This is a genomic window from Rhizobium cerradonense (genome assembly GCF_030182455.1).
GTDB lineage: Bacteria > Pseudomonadota > Alphaproteobacteria > Rhizobiales > Rhizobiaceae > Rhizobium.
On sequence record NZ_JAQJCK010000017.1, the window covers coordinates 92532 to 115364 of the forward strand.

Below are 22833 nucleotides of genomic sequence, written 5' to 3' on the forward strand. Positions count from 1 at the left end.
ACGTGGGGCAGATTTGGTGGCGGTGCCGGTTCATTGGGCAACGGTGGTGGCGCAGCCGAGCCGAAGTGGCCCCGGGTGTTCAAGCCCGAGCGAGAATGATCGCCGACAGGGGCGGAACCGGTGGGCCGACGTTGCCGATACCAAGCCGGTCACCGAGATAGTGGTAAAAGGACAGCCCAAGCTTTTGGCAGGTCTTCAGAAGACCCAGCATGACGTCGCGCGCAACACGGCCATCGCGGCTCATCGTGCCGCCGGAGATCTTTCGCTTCGTGACAAAACTCCGCAGATCATTTTCGGATGCGTTGGTGTGCAGCGGAATCTCGGGATGATCGAGCACCTTCAGTAGCTCGCTCTTTCTCCGAAGCAGCCGCTCAAGCAGCTTGTCGAGTGCCTCATACCCAGTGCGCAGGCTGAAGATTCGGTCGAACCGTCGTCGGAAGGCCGGCCCGGCCCGCGGGGAAGGGTTCTGCTTATAGGCTTTCAGCGCCTTGTAGAAACGCCAGACGAGATCGCGGACCATGGTGAGCGACCGCTCCTCTTTTGCGGTTCCTGGCATCAGCTTTTGCAGGAGACGTTCGGCATGAACCCAGCACAGCGCGTGATTGCCGACGCGGAACTGGCCGGCGTCGTCGGACACGATCACCGTGTTGCCCATCAGGCCGTGGTGACGGATGGAACCCCACAGGCCGGCCTCGGCATGCATGCCGATCTCCTGTCGGTCGAAGATGTCGATACCCTTTTCGGCCAGATGCGTCATGAATGGTACCTGGTTACAGAAGCGCTGCGGTTCAGGAGCGCGAAGTCCAGCAGGAATGGCCGCATCCGCACGGCGTTCTTTCAGGTAATCGAACGCGGCATCGTTGAGCACATAATCCTGGTAGTTGCCGCGCAGTAGCGACAGGAAATTCAGGCGGGACTTCGATTTTGTGGTGCGAAAGACAGTAAAATTCGGGCCGCCGATGTGTGTGGCGTAATACGGATTATGGGAATGACGGGCGCCGGTGTCGTCGACGGTGACATAAGACGACGACACCAGACCGGCATGCAACACCGCCGCGTCCTCGGCAACAAAGCCATCCAGCTGCCGGGTCAAAAGCCGTACGATCTGGCGTTTTGAGATGTCGAGACCAATGTCATTGAGCAATGTCGTCAGACGGGCGGCCGTTACCTGTCCTTGTGCATGCAACATCAGGCACAGCCGCCGGAGATTGGCGCCATGGCCACCGATGATCCCCGCCGGCAAGGCTGCCAGTACCGTCTTTCCGTCCGGCGTCACCCAGCATTCGCGACGGTAATGCACGAGCTCCGCCTTGAGCACCAGGTCGCGAACATAGACGCTTTTGTACCCCTTGAAGCGTGAGCCGGCCGGGGCATTGATGCGCAGGATCTCCTGCCGGCTCACCCGTTTCACATCCAACTTTGCGCCGCGCGGCTTCTTCTTTGTCTGGGCTTTGTTATCGGATTTGGCATCCGTCGCCTTGTCCATACCGGAGGAGCGAAACGGCGGGCGCGGCGGCAGGTTCTTCAACCGGGCGATCTCGTCGCGCAGCAGCTGGTTGTCGAGTTTCAGGCGGGTGTTCTCGAGCCGAAGGGCGGCGTTTTCCTCGCGCAGCTGAATGTTGTCGGCCTCAAGCTTCTCAAGCCGGGCTTCCGCCTGCTGCGACCGCTCCAACAGACCGGACACCAGACTGCGCAACGCATTCAGCGACAGCGTATCGGCATGCTCGGGGGAGGGGAGCCGTTTCGTCATGACAGAATCGAATCATGATTTGCCCCTGCAGGAGAATCCCCAGGCCAGCAATCAACTCTCAAAACGCCGGGTTATGCACACTTCTATGCTCGCGCACCGAAACGCTGCCACCGATTTTGCCCCACGTACAAATCACGCCTCATGATGGGGTGAACTCCGTCCGCAGTCGGCCCCTGTGGTCACCTAGCCGGGAACTCCAGGTAATCCTGAAGAGGTCAGAGAGTCCCCCTCAATCTTAAGGGGCCGACCAGGCTAAATCTGTCGCGTATCGACACGAGGAGGGTCGAAGTTTGAGAGAGGATTGAGGCCAAGGAACCGCAAGAGGGCTTCTGGTGCAACGTAGTTGATCCCTGTCGCTCCGCCGTTTTTCGTGAACTTCTTAATTTCGGCAAAGACCTCGTCGTGTTCAGTGGCAACAGAGTTCGGTTCCCAAACCTTTTGGTAGACATAGCGCGAGGCAAAGCCCGCGAGAACATCAGCAACTTGAATCCCCAGGGAGGATTTGGAGTTCTGGAATCTGAGGGCAGCCGGTGAGGCGAAGCGATAGTTTGCGTTTCGGAGCTTGATCCCCGAACCCTGCGCGTGAACCTCTTCCGCGAGCTTTTTGTTTGCATCGATAATGTCGTCAAAATGTGCCTGTTCGTCATGGACGAAAGTGATGCTCCCGATCTGACCTTTTAGGTAATGATTTAGCCGCGCATAGATGCTGGTGAACGACGAGATGTTAGGCAGAAGCCAAATGAGGCCGTCGTGCTTGTTACGGTCTAGAATCGGGAGTGCCTGCTTAACTGCGGCATGCGGATGGCATTTCTCGAAATCCTTTAGGCTTGCGCGCGTAAACTTCTCGACGCCAGCAGCAATCTCGCGATCTGCCTGGGATCGATGGCTCCAGTGAATAAGGCGTTTAAAGACCTGACGGGCGTCAGGCCGCTTTTGAGTCTGACATGCAATCGCATACAGTTGCACCAGCTCATCGGGGCCATGCAGGGCGATGTAGTCGGCCATCACGTTCTTCATGAACATGCTTTCACGCGACAAATCGGCCGGCGAAACATAGGGAACGACGATTCGTTCGACAATGTTCATGATCACATAATAGTGCTTGTCGACGAGCTCGATGAAAACCGGCCAGTCGCGATCATGTAAAAACCTGGCGAGATCGGACACGAACCTGGGCTTAGATTTTGTCTTGGTCGATTTGAGTTCTGTCCCCTGCAACCGATGCAGCGCCTTCAAACGGTCCACTTCGTCGCCAAGAGCGGCAAGGTCGTCGATGCCGATGCAAGCCAGCGTAAAGAGACGCTGGCCTCCAAAGCTTGGGTGAGCACCAACTTTGCACAGGTCTCCGGTATTGCCGCTTTCGTCCAGATAGAAGTTTTCAAGCATAGCGCGCTCCGACATTCTGCTCGTATGATTTAGACCACGCAGGTCACCGAACAGAAAAAGCCTGGCAGTGCGGCGAGTTCATAGGTCCGGGAAGCGAGGTTTCCCTCGGCCGTGCGGACAACCTCCCGAGCATGATCGCCTGATCGAAAACGCAGGCTGCGGGCAATGTTGGCGAGCCCGACGAAAAGCGGCCTGAATCCGAAGCCGTGTCCGTCCTCCGTGTAATATCGCGAGATCCCTTCTGACAGGACCAGTTCGATCGCGCGTCCGTGGTCGGTTAGGCCAGCATAGAGCGGGTTTGACTTCAAACTCGCAAGGACGCCGATACCATGATCGGCTACGACAAACTCGAATCTGTGGGGCTCAAGACTAAAGGCGAAATAACCGGTGTCGCTCTTTTGGCTGTGGTCGACGACATTGCTCCAAAGTTCATCAATAGCTGCGAGAAACTTGCCGCTATGGTCGTTTGAAAAACCCGCATTGATGCTCAGGCGCTTCAGTCGGTTGATCATGTCTGTCCAAACGAGCCGGTTGGAGACTATGGTCGAAACGGGGGCAAACCCGTAGGGGTTCGGCGCCTCGTCAAGCCAAGCCGTTTCTCGATCGGTGACGAAGCGCCGGAAATGCTGCTGCTCCAGCCATTCCGCCTCGGACGGTGTCAGGAGAAGCTGCGGGAAGATGTGGGTAAGCTCAAGAAATGCTCCTAAAGATTGAGCAGCACATGCCGGAAGGTCCGCCGTGTCGACAGCGCCGGTCTGTAACGCCAGAGAAATATCCTCGACGAGATCTAATGTGAGCGTTTCGATGAATCACCTTTAGACTGACGCCATATCTTGGCCATAAAAGCGTCCGCGAAGGAAGAGGTTCCGTTCGCTTAGGTTGTGTTGAAGCATATCATCGACCTCAGAGGGGATCTTTGTCTGAGACGAAACCCAGCCAAGCTTTGAATTACCGGAGCGGACTGCACGCTGGCGCTTGATCGTCTTCATGTAAGCCATCGTATCGATGTAGATCACCTTCCGGAAATCTCGCTGAAGATGCGCTATTACATCCGGGTCACCTCTGACAACGATGTCGAGCGGCCGGTCAGCGGTTTGAGCGATCTTGCACAAGCCATCGATATGGAACTGCCGGCGCGCCTTTTTGCCGGAACCTGTGATGAACTCGTAGGAGATAATACCAATCTCTCTCCGCGCACGCACGAAGTCCGCCCAACGCTCGAAGTCTTTCAATGTCCTGGAATTGACATGGAGTGCGCAGGCGATCCCATTTCCCTCGAATTCGCTCCAAACTATCGCAATGCGCTTCATCGCGTGCAGGTCATCGGTACGCGGCTTGTCAAGCACCAGGCTGAAGTTTGGAGCGGTAACAAGCTGGATGTCCAAATTACGAAGCTGCCGAAGGACCTCCATGCGGCGATCTTGCAAAGTCCACCAAGGTTCGATGCGTTCGTCGTGATCGACCCCGCTGAGTATGAGATCAGCCGACGGATCGATTTTGAACGCCTCGCAAAGAAGATCCCGTGTAGCGAACCGAACCTCGCCACGGGCGAAGTCCACCACGTCGTGGAATCTCAGGGTAAAAGCAGATCCGGATACCGGGCGATCGCGACCGGTCCAATGGTAAATCAGTGGCACGACATCGTGCACGATAGGCCGGTAGTTTCCGGTCATGTGTGGTATATTAGCAAGATCGAAACCAAGGATTTCACGGAGCTGATCGACATACTGGACTGGATTTTTCATGCAAACAGCGGTGCACTCGTTTGGCTTTCCACAACAGAAATCCAGGCAGTCCAGAATAGAGTCCCGCACCGACAGGCCGCCACACCACTCAAATTTGGTGCAGTTTCCGCATCCGAGGGCAAGCGAATGGGTAAATGGATCATCCGTGAGCGCGCGCACAAGCACTTCATTGCTGGGTGGATCTAGCAAAACGAGACCTCCGCTTTGCCCGAGAGCTTCATGATGCGTCGAACAATTCCGCCGGCCGTCCCGCCACTACTGGAAAGGTTGGTCAAAACATCGGGACTTGGATTGTCGTAGACGCCAACGACGTTGTTGCCGTGGCTTACAGTGATCGCGGTTTTGCTCAATTCGATAATCAGCCGGTCACCTTCTTTGACGGCCGCTCCCTTCTTGAGCGAGATCATAGCGCAGCGAGGCTGATCGGTAGGCTGTTGAGTAAACAGGTCTGGCGTCGCGAGCTCGACGCGCTTTCGGTCTATGTGCTTTCGTATCGTCGTTCGAGTTCGCGTTAGAAACTCAATTCCCATATGCGCGCTCCGTTAACAATGGACGGTAGTATTTCGATCTGCCTTTGGTGTATTCACGAATGATTCCGCGCGAGGCCAAGCTAGCCAAGCGGTTATTCCATGCCGTTGTACTTTTTGTTTTCTCAGCTTCGCCAAACTGTTCCATTAAAGAGTTGGCGTCGACCTCGTCGAACTTCAAGACGAGGTCGAATGTCAGCTGTTGCTTGGGATCAAGATTACCAATCAGCTCTACCTTCGATGCGCTACCGTCTGCCGCAAGCTCGCAGGTTACGATGACGTCATTCTTGGCATGGGCAATAACCGACAACTCATCCCAGACATCGGAATTCGCGTTGGCGACGACCGGATAATAGGACGAGCTCTTCGTCCGCAGATAGGTCTTGAGGGCAAAGACAGACTCGCGGAGATAACTCGCTGTGGCGACCTCGATACCGCCGAAGTCCAGGAAGAGCGGTTGCGGGACGACCATTTCGTCTGGGATTCCCTTGATCATCTCGGCGAAAGCGATCTTCCCATTGACGGCGCCGGCAAGGACAGGGCCATCGGAAATTTGCATCAAAGAGATTCTCATAGTCGTCACCTTTCTCACGTGCGTTACGTGAGATATAGGCGTCGACGTGCTTTTCGTCAAGCGTGAAAGTGCAAAGGTGCCCAATCCTCCCCGCAGCGCTAGGTGCGAGACAACGATGGTAGCGCAAGTGATGACGGCTTGTTCACCATCGAGCCCTCCATTCCCTCTAGAAGGTCTGAGGTGCCGATACGGGAGCTTTATGGCTTGCCGATAAGCACTAAACCAGCCAGTCAATCTGATTAAACCGTTGCCTGCACGCTTCCGCGTAGGTCGGTTCAATCATTTTTGCGAAATCAATAAGTCCCTTTATATGCGCTTTCATTCCCCACACAGAATCGAACTTTCGCTGAAGCGCGTGATTAAGAGGCCCATACTTCTCGAGAAAATAGAGATGCTGACGGATGCGGTCCTTATAACCCTTGGTCAGACGGGGCTCGGTACCATCGACCTGCAGGCCGAGCACGATCTTCTTTCCCGATGGGGGTACGACAATGCTTTTTCTCGCGTTCGGACGATAGCCGGCTTTTGACAAGATGGCATATGCTTCGAAGATAAGCTTCCTGCACGCGTCTCGGCCAAACTGAGGATCCAGTGAGGAAAAGGTCAAGTCGTCACTGTAGCGCGTGTATTTCAAACCGAACTTGGCCGCGACCTGGAAAAGAAGCTTATCGCAATCGCGCATCACGATGTTCGACAGGAGCGGGCTGCTTGGCGCACCTTGCGGCAAATATCCGAGCAAACGCTGATTATAGGCATAAATCTCTTGATTTACCCCTTTCGCCTTCCATTGCTCATAACGTTCGCGTGGGCTGTGTTGCGGCGTACGGATTGTGCAAATTCTTGCAAGTTCGAAAGCGACGAGCGGGGAATATCCTATGCTCCTGAAACATCGGTAGACCTGGATTTCAGAAACGGATTCGAAGAAGTCGGATATATCGAGTTTGATCAGCCATGCACTTCCGCAGTGGATCGACGCGCATTTTTTGATTGAGCTGCGCTTGGTGAAGGCATGACTAGCGCTGTGCGGTCTGATCTGGGCCAGGATGTGGGTGTTGATCCAACGTTGAACAGTCATTAGTGATCGGTTCGGCACATAAAGAAACCTGCGGCCGCCAGATCGCTTCTGTATTGAGAACTTATTGTATGGCATCGAGGGTTCGCTCGTAAATGTCGCTCGTCTCGAGACGAATTCCCGTAGGTCCGTGTAAGGCACGCCGCAGCGCGACGCCAAATGTTTGAGCGACAATATCGAAGGCAAGCTAGGGTCAGCATTGATGACCCTCTCTGATTGAGCGATTGCGGCTTCGATTGTAGCTTCCGGAAGGCCCATTTTCCGGGCGTCGACGCGATAAAGGTGAGACGACCACATTGCTGTTACTCCGATGCGTCGACGCGGGCGACGAAGCGCTCTGCTGCCCAAGGCGTACGATGGAGTCTTGCAGAGTGCTTCGTCTCCAGCCAAGCCTGAGCTTTCTCACGAGGCGCAGGAAATCCTTGCCCCAACCGCCGCCCGAAGACGGCGGTAAGCAACTGACGTTGCTTGCTAACACTAATCAGCATGTGGTCTGTCTCAGTTGTCGAGGATAGTAATAATCAGTTCCTCGCTCAACCGTTGCTTTTTCTAATACCCTGAATTTTCTTGCGGCATTCAGTTCAGCCAATCCCTCCGGCGTTATTCGCCGCTGCGGGCTGAGAAATTTCCATTTGATGCAGCGCTCAACGATCCTCTCGCAGTCCTTTGAGCTAAGGCCGGTTGCAAAACAGATTGCAGAACGCTTTCGATGTCCCTTGGCGATCATCGCCAAAACGAGCAGTATAGTCTTTCCGGTTTCGCCAGTTCGAGAGAGAGCGCCGGACTTGGCGAGTTTCCTCTGCCCCATATCCCTCAACAAGGCCGCGGTATCGCCGCGGACGATTTCTGGAGGGAAGACCGACGCCACGGCGGTGCTGACCGTCCTATGGGGGAAAAGCCCCCTCCAACCAGGGGATCCATCTTTAAAATCCCAAAGGATCGCCGGTGTGTTGTTGGGGCACCCATGCTCGAAAACGATCGAGCACATGCCCTGTTTGTAACCAAACCACATGCTCTTTCGCCCCTTGAGAGCCCGCCTTCCGTATTCCCTGCAGAGCTTCCTGATGGAGTCTCTCTTCTCCGGCTTTATAGGGAGAGAATCAAAAGATGTCGCGTCGCGGTGGACCAGGACTGTCGGCTTGCTCTTATGCCTCTGGACGGATTTCATACCGCTTTCGGTCGAAGAATAGGCAATCACATGAAATGCAATGTGCTTCGTCGACCACCATGACTTTATGGTCGATTCAAGCCAGAGGCTTGCGATGAAATCGCGGACCCTGTTTCCGGAACCTATAAGGTCGTCGACAAGGAAGATCGCCCTGCAGCGCCGGTCCCTCATTTCGGCGAGCGTGGGGTGGTTTAAAAACTTAATCGGATTACTCCTTGCAAGTTGGCGGATGATCTGGGCGACGATGGCCTCGCTGCCTAGGTCGGGTGTTGCGTCAACCGCACCGACGCTACGGCCATCGGGGCTTGGAATTGTGCAACTGAAAAATGGTATTGGCTGAGGCGTCATCCATTTTTCCGGTGCGCTCTTCGGAAGCTCCCGGACCGCATATAGAGCGATAGGCCCGTCAATCTCGGCGGCTGCTTCTTCCAGATTCTTCTCGAGGTTTCTCCTGAATTCGTTGTGCGAGATCAGCGTCAGGGAATTCGCAAGAAGAATAGCAATCTCTTGGTCGAGATCGTCAAACTGGCTTAACCATCGTTTGCCCTGTTCGGTGTAAATTAGCTTTCGCGCCAGAAAGGCGCCGTCTTCTTTCATACCGCCCAATCTCCGCGGCGTTGATGAAACCTGTCAGTCATGCCCTACCTTCAAAGAAGAAGTTCACATCCGGATGCTTTTCGGCAGCTAACAGAAGTACGGCAATCGCCTCCCTCACAAAGCGACGATCTCTAGATTTATCGTTGCCGAAATACTTGCCTCCATGGAAAAGATTGTTACGGACGCGACGAACCGCTCCGAATAGCTCCTGAACGCTTTGAGGCGGTTCCGCATTCTGTTCAAATCCGTAGAGGCCATTCTCGATGAAATCGGCCTTGGGCGGCGCGTTCAAGATTGTCGGACAGATATTATGCTCCCGCACGTAGCTAAGGAAAGTGCCGCCTATAGGCTCGCTGTTTGCAAACCTGTCCCAGGCAATATCAAGCTTACCTTTTTTCATCTCTGCATAGCCGGCCATCTTCAAAGCGAATTCGAATCTGGCAAAGATTCGGAACAACTTGTTCGCCTGACGAGGTAGGGCGTTTGCGGCAGTTAGGTCGACAGCCATTTCGACGCTTTCTATTTTCACGGTTGCTCGTTACGGTGGTGTTTTGAGGTCTCGCTTGAGCGCCCATTGCGCGTCTGTGGGGTATCACACCAATCGTTGAACTGGATCATGGGCGCGCCTTCTTGTTCCGAGTGGGCTTTTTCTTTTCCGCTGTTTCCGGACGTGAAACGTCCAGAACGACGACCGATATTTTTCCTTCCATTGCGGAAAGCAGGTCGGACCGCAGCATCGCCTCTAATTCTCCTGCGCTGGCAGGCGGTTTTTTGGCGTCGCGTCTTTTGGGTAAACGATGTTCAGCTCCGAACCAAAACACGAGATAGATACCATAGCCGAAGGCTCCTTCATCCGCGGCGTAACCAGCGAGCTGTTCTTCGGCGGCAGTCCATAGTTCGGCATTGTAATGGCGCTTTGCCTCGATCGGCAGGTTCTTTCCTGCATGAGAGAGAAGAAGCACGTCTGCCCGGGTGTTTTCACCGCGACGGGCCTCGGGCATAGAGGCTATTATGCCGTATCGTTCTAGCCGAACCTTGAATAGTTCGAGAAGCCGATCCCGGTCTTCGTTTTCAATTTGTGGCTTCACGGCCGCGCCATTGCGGTCCGTATTCCAATAGCGCTTCCATGGCATTTCACTGCCGGTCCGTAGCGTACTCTTGTACCTTTCAATCTCTTCTAGAACGACAGCGGCAAGGTCCGCCGGGCTCGCCGGCGGGCCGCCAGCGAGAGCCGCTTTCAGCTGAGCAACCGATGGTGAAATAAACAGGTTGTCGCGCATGAGACGCGCGTGTTCTGCCGCTGCATGTGTCAACAGCGATCGCCAGCTCCGATCAGACGATGCGATGAGGGATTTCAGTTTTTTGCCTGTGTCCGGATCACTTGATGCACTGAGACGGATGATCGCCGCTCGGATAATGTGGCTTGGGCCATCGGATCGCGCCCAATCTCGATCTTCCGATGGGTAGACTCCAGCCAGGGAGGAGACCCGAAGCAGGTCAAGCCGATCAGGCTGCAGGCAGATTTCATGCAATCGATTCACGAGATCGCCGTCTGGAGCAAGCAGCGCTGTGCGAATTTCTTCGTGCGTGTGGGACGCTTGGAAGGTTTCCGGGTCGAGTATAAGGACGACGGATTCCCACAGCCGCCTACTTTGATCATCCAACTCTCCGGCGAGAGCACTTTCGGTGAGATCTCCCATCTCGATCCTCGATAAGAGTGGCGCTGACACCGTCAGGGCTTGCCGCAATGCCGTGTGTGGCAAATTTGGGCGCTCCTGCAGGAACCGCTTCAACAAGCGAGAAACAAAGTCCCGCTCTTGCGACGAAGCCAAATCGTGGATCGCATCAAGATCCTGGTCCCCGGCATCAAGCGCCGAATTCCAATAGCGAAGGATCTGCTCTGTTCCTTTATCGGGATCGCGCGCAAGGTGCTGCACCCCCCAAGTGGCGAGCGATGGCTGATCGTCACGGCTGAAGTAGTTTTGCCGAAGAGCAACGAGTGCGATAACCGATGGGCATTCGCCGATCTCCTCCTCTCTTCCCGCGAGGAGCGCCTGGTGAATCCCGGCCGCAACAACATATTCCTGGACGTAGGATCCGTTGGTCGCTTCAGCTTTACCGAGGGCGCCGGCGTCGACCTTGATGTCGGTACGGATTGCGAACTGGACAAACCCTTCGGCGATGGCGGAGGTGATCCGGGCGTTGGTGAAGTGCTTGATCTTGGCAAGCGGATCTTCTTTTTTGGAGATTACGGCGTTCCGATAGAGTTCGGACGCCCATTTCAGCGCACCAAACTCGCTCTCTCTGCCGGCCGCGATCGCATTGAGATTCGGTTCAAGGGAAGCGATATTGTGGGTTCTGGCTGCGTCGGTTTTCGCGAGTTCGTTTGCCTTTCGCTCTTCCTCCTTTTCCTTCCAGCTTTTGTTCGGATCTTTGCGCAGATCCGCTATGAAGTCTGAAAAGTTCTCTTCCTTTTCGAGCGCCGAAACGATGCGGCCCTCCCATATGGGCCATTGGGATTCACTGCGAACCGCATAGGCTGCAACCTCGAACAGTCGTCGGCGGCGAGGGCCGACCTTAGTCTTGCTAGCGAGATCGAGGAGATTCTCTATGAGAATGTCGTCGGGAACCCTCCGGGCAATCGTGATGTAATGATTGGTCGCCATCCACGGCCCCTCCTCGGCGGGGCTGCTTTCCAGCAGGACGGTAAAAAGCTCAAGTTCGCGCTTTTCCTTATCGACATCGATCCAGGCGCCTATCGCCTTGGCAAGCTTCTCCTCGAGCCGATCCCACTCGTAGTCGCGCGTGTTCCTGATCCAGGACCATAGCCGTTCCGCACCGATTTCTCGGGTGTCGTTGATCGTATAGGCGAGAGCCACCTGCATGAAGTGCCGAACTTCCGGCTTAAGGCCGTGCTCTTCAGTCGACTTGCGGATGATTGGCTGATCGAAGAGATCGGGACGAGGGTCTTTCCTGAGCTTCGAAAGAAGCGAAAACAGATTGCCACTTTCCTCGCTCTCACCTACCTTGGCGGGCGGCAGGTCGTTGAGGTCCGAAAGCAGGTCAGAGATCTCCTGATGGGATAGCTCTCGCGTGGGGATGTCCGACAAGAGCTCGGCTCGCAAGGAAATCTGATCATAGGTTTTGGTTGTTTGACACAGTTCGGCGATCAGTGCGCGCCTTGCCGTATCAGTATCCGAGCTTCCTTTGACCCACGCCTCAGCGGCTCTCTGACGTTGCCAAAGCGGACGGGATGGAGAAAGTGCGATTTCATGCAGCTTGACCTGCATTCCTTTCAACGGCGGCCCGTCGGCAAGAGCCTGGAGGACCGTAAGCTGCAGATGGCTTGTGACCTCATTGTCGAGGACCGATAGGAAATCCGGCACGAGATCGTCACCAGCCAGGCCACCAAATACGGTAATTGCATCCCGCGAGGAGATGAAAAAGGGGTCGTCGCGATCAAGGTTGGCGAGGATTGCCCTGCGGCAATTCGTGGTAAAGGCGGCCGCGTCACCATAGGCAAGAGTCGTGGCCGCGTCCCGCTCGATCAGCCTCAAAGCACCCTTCTCGTCACCCCGTTGCGAGAGATGCGCCGCAAACCAGGCGTAGAGACCGCGCAGCTCGCTTGGTGCCTTCTGATCGTTGCTGGTGATGAGCGCAGTTGCCCGGCGCAAAGGAAGAAGGATGCCATTCAGCTGCCCGGTAACTCGCTGTGCGAGGAATCGGCCCGCCAGAAATTCTGCGATTGTTCTGTGCGACGGCTCAAAGCTTTGACCCTCTCCTCGGAAAATCGCCGTGTCCAGGGAGAAACCTGCCAACTCGGGCTCGATCGGAAGCGAGTGGACGATAACGAAATCTCTGGCATGAGATCCAACGGCCAGCGCATTCGAGCGCCAAAGTGCGCGGGCGCCGGCCGCAAGCAGGTAGAATGACAACTGTCCTGCTGCATCGATAATCTCATCGACTGGCGGCCGCCGATCGTTGACGCGTTGTGGATCATGCTCGTGAGCAAGTGCATAAATGGCACGTTCGAACAGCTCAAATCGGGTGCTCGGCCATACCCCGCCGGATACCACAACCGAATGGAGGAGGCGTAAGCTCAAGGGATTCTCAAGGAAAGCTCCAGCTCCGCGAGCGCGTGCCTCCGATAGGAACCGCTCCGGATATGCTTCGCCCAAGCTGGATAAAACGATCTCCGCCTCGCTATCGTCGAGCGGCAGAAGGTGCGCAACGGCGATTGGCTGGTTTTTTGCGGCTCGCCGCATAGCGAGCATGTCGGCAGCCTCACGCCAATCTTCCGCGCGGCAGGTCAAGCGCCAACGCTCGACTCCGCTTTGTGTGATTGCGTTGGCAAGTTGTAAAAGTTTGTCCTTGCCATTTTCTCCGGCACGATATTCGTCCAGCGCGTCGAGATACGCGGTGGAGCCGGCCGCAATCGGGATCCCGTTCATCGCTTCGCGGCAGGTCAGAAGCTCGCAACCCTCCTGACTCGCCTCATATTCGAGCGCCGTGGATTTTCCAATTCCTGGCTCGCCAAGCAAGACCACATAAGGCATGCCGCGTAAGGCGCTGAGGTGAAGTTCGACGGTCTCACCCTCAAGCACCACGGCAATGCGTCTGTCTAGCGGTGTTTTGATCATGTATCTACGGTAGTATTTGTTGCGCTGATCGATCAACCGAGAAGCCTCTTTTCTCAACAACATTTGGAGGACAGCTTTGAAGCGCGATATGGATTTGGTGCGGGATCTCCTATTGCAGATCGAGGAATTCGATCAAGGCCTCGGCGGCGATGTTGAAATCGAAGCGGGGGATCGAGCGCCGCAAGTAATCGCCGAGCATCTGCGATTGCTTCTGGAAGCCAGGCTAATAGACGGTGATGTAGTTCCGGACGATCAATATGCATTTGACCACATCGTGCCGACCCGGCTGACTTGGGCTGGACATGATTTCTTGGACACCGTGAGAGATCCAGAGATCTGGAAAAAGACGAAGGAGGGCGCACTGTCTGCAAAAGGCTTCACGCTCGATCTTCTGCAAGATCTCGCCAAGGGCTTCATCAAAAAACAAATTGAAGAGCGCACTGGCATCACACTCTAAAGCGCACCTCACCCCGTTTCCCACCAAAACATTATTGGCTGAAGATGCACGAACCAAACTTTCTCGACCCTCTAGGATCACGTCTGCCAGCGCTGGAACAGAATCTATTGAAGTTGCGCTCGGCTCAGATGGTTTTGGTGCTTTTCTATGCCGAGCAGCTCAAAGCAAAGGTGCTGTCGCTCATTCAGAGGACCGACAGATTTATGGCTCTGACAGGGCGGCCGGAACGCGTGCCGAAGGGAACAAAGAATCCAGTCGGAAAATGTCTGGATGCGCTCCAAGCTGACGGCGCACTGGCGGCTGAAGAGAAGGCCGAAATCAGGCGCCTTATCGACTACCGCAACAATGTCGGTCACGATATCCACGAGCTTGTCGCTGATATCACAACGGAACGTTCTGTCCGCCGATCTCTGGCATTCGTGCCTGATAGCTTCGCCCGCTATGACTATGAGGCGGTTGAGCGATTGCAGCATTTCCTGAAATTACTGGATGAGCGGCAGAGAACGCATCATTATATCGGAACTGTCAGTTTTGATGGGCTTCAATTCCGTAGTGCCGAACAGGTCTTCCTGAGGGAGATCAAGCTCCTCCGCCGGAAAATTGCGAAGCAATGGCGCGTGAGGCAGCATCAGATCGGTATCCTGAACCAGGAGATTCGGTCTGTTGTTATCGAAAATGAAGAGACAGATCCGCGTCATCCGGCAAATCAGTATGATGATGGTCGCCTGACAAAGCGAGGACAAGAAGTGTGTTATCGTCTGTTCGACAATGGTCTCTCGCCGACGGCCGTCGCACATCTGATGGGGCTGAGATTGATTTCCGCCCGCCTCCGGCAGCGGCGGTGGTTCGAAATCGGGGGCAAGAGGCGCCCGCCGGTGGACTTCTCAAAGCTGCCTGAGCGAAAATACTGTCGGCGCGATGACGATTGAATCTTTCGCAGAACTCGCCGGTTTGACGGCAACGTTCAACTTACAAACCGGTAAGTGGCATTTGCTGATACGATGATCACAGCGAATGCCGCCCGGAAACGCTAAATTGTTGAATTGTAACGAAACCCGAAAGGGTCGTTAGTTCAGATCCCTTCAAGAGTTTAAAGAACTATCTTCGCCCCTTGAACCGGTCGAATGCCGTCAAATGCTGGACAGGCGGGTCGGCATCCCAGCCGTAGATCTCGGTTCGCAGGAAGCGAAGCTCGTCTTCCAGGACCTCTTCGACGATCTCTATCCACCACGATTTCGGCCGGCCGTCGCTTCCGTCAGACCAGCGATAGCCTCGTTCCTTCAGCCGGTCCTTGAGATCGAAGGGTGAGTTCTCCGCGAAGATGCGCACGCGGGAACGCTGGCTTGCCTGGTAAAGCTCCGCAAAGGGTGTTTGATCATTATCCCCCTTAGAGAGCGCCAGCACCTCCAGCAGTGCGAAACAGTCGTCGACAGCGCGGTGTCCGATATGAAAATAACCACTCTGGTTGATGAGATAGCCGAGCTTGGTTCCCTCGTAGCCCCTGGCACTCCAATCGATCTCGGAATTGGAGCACGCCCAAGCCTTGCGGGCAAAGATCGAAGAAAAGGCCTCGCAAAAGGGCCGATCGAAGCCGGCATTGTGGGCAATGACGAGATCGGCCGGCTCGATGAGCGCACGCACCGCCGGCATGTCGATCATCTGGCCGAGGACCATGGCGTCCGTGATGCCGGTCAGCCGGGTGACATCGGCCGGGATCGGGATGCTCGGTTGCTGCAACCCGCCATAGATGCCGGTGACATCGCCGATCTCGCCGTCCTCATTGAAGCTGAAGGCGATCAGGCCGATTTCGATGATCTCGTCCTTTCTCGCATCAAGCCCGGTCGTCTCGGTATCAAGGATGACGCCCCGGAGCGGATAGCCAGGCCTTGGACTGGCGGCGATCGAGCGAGCTTCGAGCTTTCTCAGAATCTGGTAGCGGCCGGTTGCTTGCAGGATCCGCACCATCTCGGCTTCGTCGGGAGCGGAGCCGTCCTGCCGAGCACGCAGGCTTGGCGCTAACGTTCTGCGAACGGACTGCGGATTCTCCGAAAACATGTCCAGCTGAGAGGTCATGGCCCATCCGACGAAAATGATCAGCGCGAATCTAAGGTGTCTTTCAGCGGATGAGAAGCTTTCGATAGGTCCGGCGAGCTATACCCACGGAATATTGCGAATAAAGGGCTAGGAGAGAACTTCGCTCGAACTGCGTGATCGTCTACTGGCACGTACGGAGGTGGCGAAAGCTCTGCAGCCGGTTGGATGCTGGCCGCGATCCAGGAACGGGTGAGCGAGCGGAACCTCTACGGTTGGCGGAGACTGACGGAGATCGTGGATGCGGCCGTGCATGAACTCCTCTTATCCGAGCAGCTGTCTGTTCATTGAGCCGCTGAAACGCCGCCGTTATAGCAAGTCGGATGGGCTGACCAGCTCGCCTTCCTTGGTAACGATGGTCGATCCATAGGGCTCCTGAGACGCGACGATCAGCGCATCATCCGGCAATGGCCGTGCAAGATCCTTCGCTTCATCCCAAGGCGCTGTCATCCAGATATCGGTTTCTTCCCTGGTCAGCAGGAGCACTGGCATGGCTTTGTCGTGGATCGGTTTGACCAGATTGTTCGCATTGGTCGTCAGGAACCCATAGAGATCGTCGGTCGTGAACCCGTCCTTGACCTTGCGCACGGAGGTCCATTGCGGAACATGAATGCCGGCAAAAAACATCAGCGGCTTGCTTTCGTCTCGTGCAAACCAAGCATTCGGCACATTGCCGCCTGCCTCCTGGCTTGCCGGATCGGGCTCGGCGAAGCTGGTGACGGGGACAAGGCAGCGGTTCTCAATGCCGAACCAGCGCCGCCAGTGGGCAAGCTTCAGATTGCGGACATTGGTGACGCCGCGGTCGACCTGCTCGCGCAGCAGCTGGTCGAAGTCAAAGTCCTTGCCCTTGGCCCGCAGCTTCTCGGCCTTGGCCTGCGCCAGTTTCTCAAGGGCGAACCGCGGGGAGGGAAGACCCCAGCGGGCATGGACGAGCTGCTTTTTCCCGTCCGCGGTGTTGCGGAAGATCGGTCCCATCTGGTCCGGGTTCATCTGATAGGCCGGCATCAGGTTGATCAGGCTCTCGGCATCCTGAGCCCACTTGTTCACCCAGTCCTTGTCTTCCATGCGGTATAAGTTGCACACGCTCCATCTCCCTTGAAGCAGGCTGATATGGTAGCCGACGAAGCGCCGGAATGCCAATCGGCGGCGATCGGCGGAGTAGCTTCGAAACTTTTTCCAAAGCTTCGTCCGTGCCCCGCCGAAGTCATGTCCATGATTCCCAATGCGAATCTTAAAGTCCACTAAAATAGAGGGATAATATTCCTATTTCGGGTTGCTTGACTTGCAAACCGACATGGAACATTTAGTGAACATATACACTTGACCGACATGACGTCGATACCAACGCGACCTTGTAAAGGACGTGAATGATGACTGCTGCCCGTAACAGGGTGATATCCGATCTGAAGGACCGCATTGCGTTACTGCAAGGGAACGCGGGCAGGAGGAGCGGCTGTCTGGCCTTCGGTGTGGCTGAGATCGATGCGGTGCTGCCGGGTGGAGGCCTTGCCTATGGCGCCGTGCACGAATTCGCAGGCGGCAGGGTAGGGGTCGTCGATGGTGCCGCCGCGGCCCTCTTTGTCGCCGGCATTGCCGCGCGCACCAGGGGCAAGATCGTCTGGTGCCTGACAAGGCCGGATCTGTTCTTTCCGGCATTGGCGCAGGCCGGCCTGCACCCGGATCGTGTCATCTTCGTCGAGGCCGACCGCGAGGAGGACGTTCTCGCCTCCATGGAAGAGGCGCTGGCCTTCGGTGGCCTTGGCGCCGTCGTCGGCGAGGTCGTGCGGCTGCCGATGGTTTCCTCCCGCCGCCTGCAGCTGGCGGCGGAAAAGACCGGCACGATGGGCCTCGTGGTCCGGCGTTGGCGGAGGCAGGTGGAGGCCTCGGATTTCGGGCAGCCGACGGCGTCGACGACCAGGTGGCGGGTGAGCGTCCTGCCATCGGAGGACTTGCCGGTTCCAGGTGTCGGGCGGCCGCGATGGCTGCTCGAACTGATGAGAGTGAAGGCGGGTGAGTGCGCTGAGTTTATCGTGGGAGCGTGCGATGCCACGGGTCGTATCCATCTATCTGCCGGACCTGCCGATCGAGCGGATCAGGCGGATGGATCAGAAAGCAGAATTATCGCCTGACAGGCCGCTGCTGCTGATTGCCAGGAGCGGCTCCAAGCGTTTTGTATCCGCGGCCGATGCAAAGGCTAAGGCATGCGGTATTCGGGTTGGCATGCCGGCCGCCAAGGCGCAGGCCATGGTGCAGGATCTGCAGTTCGTCGATGCGGATCCAACTGCCGATGCGGAAGCACTCGAGCGGATCGCGCTCTGGGCCCTCACGCAATATTCCCCGATCGTCGCCGTCGACGGCACGGACGGTATCGTCATGGATACGGAAGGCGCCGATCACCTGCAGGGCGGCGAGGCTCCCATGCTGACCGGCATCGTCAACCGCTTCCGGGCGAGGGGGCTGACCGTCCATGCCGCGATCGCCGATACATGGGGTGCGGCCCATGCCTGTGCCCGCGCCACCCGTCGCGAGGTCGTCATCATTCCCGCTGGAGAGACCGCTCGCGCCGTCGAACGGCTGCCGATCTCGCTGCTGCGGCTATCGCCGGAAATCGTCACCAGTCTCCGCACGCTCGGTTTCAAGACCATCGGGGAACTATCGGCAACGCCGCGGGCGCCGCTGGCGTTGCGCTTCGGTCCCGAGATCGGCCGACGCCTCGACCAGATGTTCGGCCGGATAGCCGAACCGATCGATCCGATCCGGGCGCCGGACTGGATCGAGGTCGTCAGAGCCTTTGCCGAACCGATTGGTGCTGCCGAGACGATCGACAAATATGTCGGCCGTCTCCTCGTCCGGCTGGTCGCGGAACTGCAGCGCAAGGGGCTCGGTGTTCGCCGCACCGACCTCATCGTCGAAAAGGTTGATGGCAGCAGGCAGGCGATCCGTGCCGGCACCGCCAAACCGGCCCGCGATGTCGCCTGGCTGACAAAGCTGTTTCGCGATCGAACGGAAAAGATCGAGCCCGGCTTCGGCATCGAGAAGCTGACGCTCATTGCCGTCATGACTGAACCGCTTGCCGAGGAGCAGCGATCGTCTTTGGTCGACGAGAAAGATCAGGACATCACGCCACTGATCGATACCTTCGGCAATCGCGGACAGCGCGTCTATCGCATCGCGCCGGTCGCATCCGATGTCCCCGAGCGCAGCGTCCGGCGGATCTCGGCGGCAGCTGAAGACGTCACGGAAACCTGGGTGCATCACTGGCCGCGGCCGGTGCGGCTCATGGCGCGGCCGGAACCGATCGACGTCATCGCGCTGCTGCCGGATCATCCGCCCGTCTCCGTCACCTGGCGCGGCAAGCGCCGGCGGGTCAGACGCGCCGATGGGCCGGAGCGCATTTTCGGGGAATGGTGGACCAAAAATTCCGAATTCGATGCGGTCCGGGATTATTTCGTGATCGAGGACGAGACCGGCGAGCGGCTGTGGATCTTCCGCTCCGGTGATGGTGTCGATGCGGCCACGGGCTCACATCGCTGGTTTTGCCATGGGATCTTCGCATGAGCTACGCCGAGCTGCAGGTCACTAGTCATTTTTCCTTCCTGCGCGGCGCGTCGTCGGCCGACGAGCTGTTCCGGACGGCCAAGGCGCTGGGCATCAGCGCGCTCGGGATCGTCGACCGCAATTCGCTGGCCGGGATCGTCCGGGCGCTCGAAGCTTCGCGGGCAACGGGCCTGCGGCTTGTCGTCGGCTGTCGCCTCGATCTGGCCGATGGCATGTCGATCCTCGTCTATCCCACCGATCGCGTCGCCTATTCCCGCCTCACCAGGCTGCTGACCCTCGGCAAGAGCCGCGGCGGCAAGGCCAACTGCATCCTGCATCTCGAAGACGTCGCTCTTTATGCCGAGGGCCTAATCGGCATTCTGGTGCCGGATCTCGCCGACGAGACATGTGCCTTACAGCTTCGAAAAATGGCAGAAATCTTCGGCGATCGCGCCCATCTGTCGCTCTGCCTGCGCCGGCGGCCGAATGACCAGCTGCGGCTGCATGAGCTCTCCAATCTTGCAGCACGCTTCAAGGTTCGAACCGTCGTTACCAATGACGTCCTCTTCCATGAGCCGTCACGCCGGCAGCTGCAGGATATCGTTACCTGCATTCGCAACAACACCACCATCGACGATATCGGCTTCGAACGCGAGCGGCATGCCGATCGCTATCTCAAACCTCCGGAAGAAATGGCGCGTCTCTTTCCGCGCTATCCCGAAGCACTCGCCCGCACGCTCGAGATCGTCGAGCGCTGCAGGTTCTCGCTAGAGGAACTAACCTACCAATATCCGGAGGAGGCGATCGTACCCGGCAAGAATGCTCAGCAATCCCTGGAGCATTATGTCTGGGAGTGCATTCCGAACCGCTATCCCGAGGGCTTGCCGCCATCGGTGCTGAAGGTGATCCGGCACGAGCTCGATCTCATCCGCACCATGAACTACGCCCCCTATTTCCTGACAGTGTTTTCGATCGTCCGCCATGCTCGTTCGCAGGGTATCCTCTGCCAGGGGCGAGGATCGGCGGCCAACTCGGCCGTCTGCTATATCCTCGGCATTACCTCCATCGATCCCGAGACCAACAATCTGCTCTTCGAGCGTTTCGTCAGCCAGGAGCGCGACGAGCCACCCGACATCGATGTCGATTTCGAGCACGAGCGGCGCGAGGAGGTGATCCAGTGGATTTACAAGACCTATGGCCATCACAAGGCGGCTCTCTGCGCGACGGTGACGCGCTACCGCGCAAAAGGGGCGATCCGCGATGTCGGCAAGGCGCTCGGCCTGCCCGAGGACGTGATCAAGTCGCTGTCCTCGGGCATGTGGTCGTGGTCTGAGGAGCTGGTGACCGATCGTGGGCTTCGCGAGCTCAACCTCAATCCGGGGGATCGCCGGCTTGCGCTGACCTTGACGCTGGCGCAGCAGTTGATGGGCGCGCCGCGCCATCTCGGCCAGCATCCCGGCGGTTTCGTGCTCACCCACGACCGGCTCGACGATCTCGTGCCGATCGAGCCGGCATCCATGGCCGACCGGCAGGTGATCGAATGGGACAAGGACGATGTCGAGGCATTGAAGTTCATGAAGGTTGATGTGCTGGCGCTCGGCATGCTCACCTGCATGAGCAAGGCGTTCGCCTTGATCCACGACCACAAGCATCTGGATCTCGATCTCACTCAAATCCCTCAGGAAGATCCTGCGACCTATGCGATGATCCGCAAGGCCGACACGCTCGGCACCTTCCAGATCGAATCTCGCGCCCAGATGTCGATGCTGCCCAGGATGAAGCCGCGCACCTTCTATGATCTCGTCATCCAGGTCGCGATCGTCCGGCCCGGTCCGATCCAGGGCGACATGGTCCATCCCTATCTGCGCCGGCGCGAGGGCAAGGAAGCTGTGGAGTATCCGACCCCCGAGTTAGAGGCCGTTCTCGGCAAGACCCTTGGCGTGCCGCTCTTCCAGGAGAGCGCCATGAAGGTGGCGATGGTCTGCGCGGGCTTTACCGGCGGCGAGGCCGATCAGCTGCGCAAATCCATGGCGACCTTCAAGTTCACCGGCGGTGTCTCGAAGTTCAAGGAAAAGCTCGTCTCCGGCATGGTCCGGAACGGCTATACGCCGGAATTTGCCGAAAAGACCTTTTCGCAGCTCGAAGGCTTTGGCTCCTATGGCTTTCCGGAAAGCCATGCCGCCAGCTTCGCCCTGATCGCCTATGCCTCAGCTTATGTGAAATGCCATTATCCCGACGCCTTCTGCGCGGCCCTCCTGAACTCACAGCCCATGGGTTTTTATGCGCCGGCGCAGATCGTCGGCGATGCCCGCAAGCATAGTGTCGAGGTCCGGCCCGTCTGCGTCAATCGCTCGCGTTGGGACTGCACGCTGGAGCCGGTCGAAGGCAGCGACCGTCATGCCGTGCGCCTCGGCATGCGCATGGTCTATGGTCTCGCTCAAGTCGATGCAGCCCGCATCATCGCAGCGCGGGCCGACCAGCCATTCGAGAGCGTCGATGATCTCTGGCGTCGGTCGGGCGTGCCGGCGGCATCCCTGGTCGAACTTGCCGAGGCGGACGCGTTTCTGCCGTCCCTCAATCTGCAGCGCCGCGATGCGCTCTGGGCGATCAAAGCGCTGCGCGACGAGCCCTTGCCGCTGTTTGCCGCGGCCGCCGAGCGTGAGCAGAAAACGATCGCCGAGCAGCGGGAGCCGGAAGTCCAGCTCCGCCAGATGACCGAAGGACATAACGTCATCCAGGATTATAGCCATACCGGGCTTACCCTTCGCCAGCATCCGCTGGCCTTCCTGCGCCGGGATCTCACCGCCCGCAATATCGTCACCTGCCAGCAGGCGATGTCATCTCGGGACGGCCGCTGGTTGATGGCGGCGGGTTTCGTGCTCGTGCGCCAGAAACCGGGTTCGGCCAAGGGCGTGATGTTCCTGACCGTCGAGGATGAGACCGGACCGGCCAATGTCGTCGTCTGGCCGACGCTGTTCGAGCGGCGCCGGCGCATCGTGCTTGGATCCTCGATGATGGCGATCAATGGCCGCATCCAGCGGGAAGGGGAGGTCGTGCATCTCGTCGCCCAGCAGCTCTTCGATCTCACTAGCGATCTGTCCGGTCTTGCCGATCGCGATGAGGCGTTCAAGCTACCGACCGGTCGTGGGGATGAGTTCGCGCATGGCACGCCTGGCAGTCCGGATTCGCGGGAGCGGGCTGTCATGAAGGTGCGGGAGATTTATGAGCCGGATCGGCTTATCGAGAGGCTGAAGGTGAAGAGTAGGGATTTTCAGTGATCACGAGATGG

Annotated in this window: 17 protein-coding genes; 6 read left to right on the top strand and 11 right to left on the bottom strand. The window is 57.4% G+C overall.

All coding sequences use genetic code 11. The annotated features are described in order from the left end of the window. Window positions 1-79 precede the first annotated feature (79 nt). The 3 genes from PH547_RS27455 to PH547_RS27465 form a co-directional block, all read right to left on the bottom strand. Window positions 80-1750 carry an IS66 family transposase gene (locus tag PH547_RS27455; RefSeq protein WP_112411195.1) on the bottom strand — a complete coding sequence of 557 codons (1671 nt, stop codon included), beginning with the start codon at window positions 1748-1750 and terminating at the stop codon, window positions 80-82. Between the two features lie 252 nt (window positions 1751-2002). Beyond that, entirely contained in the window at window positions 2003-3136 is a 1134-nt protein-coding gene (locus PH547_RS27460) for a DUF3800 domain-containing protein (RefSeq protein WP_162701037.1), read from the bottom strand. A 29-nt stretch (window positions 3137-3165) separates the two neighbouring features. Next, on the bottom strand, window positions 3166-3648 hold the full coding sequence (locus PH547_RS27465) for a hypothetical protein (RefSeq protein WP_112411193.1): 483 nt from the start codon (window positions 3646-3648) through the stop codon (window positions 3166-3168). A 525-nt stretch (window positions 3649-4173) separates the two neighbouring features. Here PH547_RS27465 and PH547_RS33980 point away from each other — a divergent pair. Beyond that, window positions 4174-5067 (top strand): hypothetical protein, encoded by an 894-nt coding sequence (locus PH547_RS33980; protein ID WP_285169949.1) that lies wholly within the window; start codon window positions 4174-4176, stop codon window positions 5065-5067. Here PH547_RS33980 and PH547_RS27475 read toward each other — a convergent pair. From PH547_RS27475 to PH547_RS27500, 6 genes are all read right to left on the bottom strand, one after another. Further along, window positions 5064-5411 (bottom strand): hypothetical protein, encoded by a 348-nt coding sequence (locus PH547_RS27475; protein WP_112411191.1) that lies wholly within the window; start codon window positions 5409-5411, stop codon window positions 5064-5066. The genes PH547_RS33980 and PH547_RS27475 overlap by 4 nt on opposite strands. Next, window positions 5401-5967 (bottom strand): Fic family protein, encoded by a 567-nt coding sequence (locus PH547_RS27480; protein ID WP_112411190.1) that lies wholly within the window; start codon window positions 5965-5967, stop codon window positions 5401-5403. Before PH547_RS27480 ends, PH547_RS27475 begins: the two co-directional genes overlap by 11 nt. A gap of 232 nt (window positions 5968-6199) precedes the next feature. Continuing rightward, on the bottom strand, window positions 6200-7351 hold the full coding sequence (locus PH547_RS27485; RefSeq protein WP_112411189.1) for a reverse transcriptase family protein: 1152 nt from the start codon (window positions 7349-7351) through the stop codon (window positions 6200-6202). 184 nt (window positions 7352-7535) lie between these two features. Next, a complete protein-coding gene (locus tag PH547_RS27490) occupies window positions 7536-8819 on the bottom strand; it encodes a phosphoribosyltransferase-like protein (RefSeq protein ID WP_112411187.1) in 1284 nt (427 codons plus the stop codon). Between the two features lie 37 nt (window positions 8820-8856). Continuing rightward, on the bottom strand, window positions 8857-9327 hold the full coding sequence (locus tag PH547_RS27495) for a hypothetical protein (protein ID WP_112411186.1): 471 nt from the start codon (window positions 9325-9327) through the stop codon (window positions 8857-8859). A gap of 106 nt (window positions 9328-9433) precedes the next feature. After that, the gene (locus PH547_RS27500) at window positions 9434-13495 is read right to left on the bottom strand and encodes an NACHT domain-containing protein (RefSeq protein ID WP_112411185.1); all 4062 of its coding nucleotides are present in this window, start codon (window positions 13493-13495) and stop codon (window positions 9434-9436) included. A gap of 40 nt (window positions 13496-13535) precedes the next feature. Between PH547_RS27500 and PH547_RS27505 the strand changes: the two genes are divergently transcribed. Together PH547_RS27505 and PH547_RS27510 are read left to right on the top strand one after the other, a co-directional pair. Then, on the top strand, window positions 13536-13916 hold the full coding sequence (locus PH547_RS27505) for a DUF2513 domain-containing protein (RefSeq protein ID WP_112411184.1): 381 nt from the start codon (window positions 13536-13538) through the stop codon (window positions 13914-13916). Window positions 13917-14023: 107 nt separating this feature from the next. Next, entirely contained in the window at window positions 14024-14845 is an 822-nt protein-coding gene (locus PH547_RS27510; protein WP_162701040.1) for a hypothetical protein, read from the top strand. A gap of 169 nt (window positions 14846-15014) precedes the next feature. On the opposite strand, the gene PH547_RS27515 is transcribed toward PH547_RS27510, so the two are convergent. Together PH547_RS27515 and PH547_RS27520 are read right to left on the bottom strand one after the other, a co-directional pair. After that, window positions 15015-15989: a 3'-5' exonuclease gene (locus tag PH547_RS27515; RefSeq protein WP_112411182.1), complete on the bottom strand. Its 975-nt coding sequence runs from the start codon at window positions 15987-15989 to the stop codon at window positions 15015-15017. A 327-nt stretch (window positions 15990-16316) separates the two neighbouring features. Further along, window positions 16317-17090, bottom strand: coding sequence for an SOS response-associated peptidase (locus PH547_RS27520; RefSeq protein WP_112411209.1), 774 nt, complete (start codon window positions 17088-17090; stop codon window positions 16317-16319). Between the two features lie 287 nt (window positions 17091-17377). On the opposite strand from PH547_RS27520, the gene PH547_RS27525 reads away from it, so the two are divergent. The 3 genes from PH547_RS27525 to PH547_RS27535 are packed head-to-tail and all read left to right on the top strand — an operon-like array spanning window position 17378 to window position 22822. Continuing rightward, window positions 17378-18136, top strand: a complete 759-nt coding sequence (locus PH547_RS27525; protein ID WP_112411181.1) for an ImuA family protein — start codon at window positions 17378-17380, stop codon at window positions 18134-18136. After that, the gene (locus PH547_RS27530) at window positions 18051-19565 is read left to right on the top strand and encodes a Y-family DNA polymerase (RefSeq protein WP_112411180.1); all 1515 of its coding nucleotides are present in this window, start codon (window positions 18051-18053) and stop codon (window positions 19563-19565) included. Before PH547_RS27525 ends, PH547_RS27530 begins: the two co-directional genes overlap by 86 nt. Then, window positions 19562-22822, top strand: coding sequence for an error-prone DNA polymerase (locus PH547_RS27535; RefSeq protein WP_112411179.1), 3261 nt, complete (start codon window positions 19562-19564; stop codon window positions 22820-22822). The genes PH547_RS27530 and PH547_RS27535 overlap by 4 nt, the downstream gene beginning before the upstream one ends. The last annotated feature ends 11 nt before the right edge of the window (window positions 22823-22833 follow it).

Coding starts and splice junctions, on each gene's coding strand:
- PH547_RS27475 (WP_112411191.1), bottom strand. CDS start 5,411: ATGGGAATTGAGTTTCTAACGCGAACTCGAACGACGATACGAAAGCAC.
- PH547_RS27485 (WP_112411189.1), bottom strand. CDS start 7,351: ATGTGGTCGTCTCACCTTTATCGCGTCGACGCCCGGAAAATGGGCCTT.
- PH547_RS27490 (WP_112411187.1), bottom strand. CDS start 8,819: ATGAAAGAAGACGGCGCCTTTCTGGCGCGAAAGCTAATTTACACCGAA.
- PH547_RS33980 (WP_285169949.1), top strand. CDS start 4,174: ATGCGCTATTACATCCGGGTCACCTCTGACAACGATGTCGAGCGGCCG.
- PH547_RS27460 (WP_162701037.1), bottom strand. CDS start 3,136: ATGCTTGAAAACTTCTATCTGGACGAAAGCGGCAATACCGGAGACCTG.
- PH547_RS27495 (WP_112411186.1), bottom strand. CDS start 9,327: ATGGCTGTCGACCTAACTGCCGCAAACGCCCTACCTCGTCAGGCGAAC.
- PH547_RS27465 (WP_112411193.1), bottom strand. CDS start 3,648: ATGATCAACCGACTGAAGCGCCTGAGCATCAATGCGGGTTTTTCAAAC.
- PH547_RS27535 (WP_112411179.1), top strand. CDS start 19,562: ATGAGCTACGCCGAGCTGCAGGTCACTAGTCATTTTTCCTTCCTGCGC.
- PH547_RS27480 (WP_112411190.1), bottom strand. CDS start 5,967: ATGCAAATTTCCGATGGCCCTGTCCTTGCCGGCGCCGTCAATGGGAAG.
- PH547_RS27455 (WP_112411195.1), bottom strand. CDS start 1,750: ATGACGAAACGGCTCCCCTCCCCCGAGCATGCCGATACGCTGTCGCTG.
- PH547_RS27515 (WP_112411182.1), bottom strand. CDS start 15,989: ATGACCTCTCAGCTGGACATGTTTTCGGAGAATCCGCAGTCCGTTCGC.
- PH547_RS27525 (WP_112411181.1), top strand. CDS start 17,378: ATGACTGCTGCCCGTAACAGGGTGATATCCGATCTGAAGGACCGCATT.
- PH547_RS27530 (WP_112411180.1), top strand. CDS start 18,051: ATGCCACGGGTCGTATCCATCTATCTGCCGGACCTGCCGATCGAGCGG.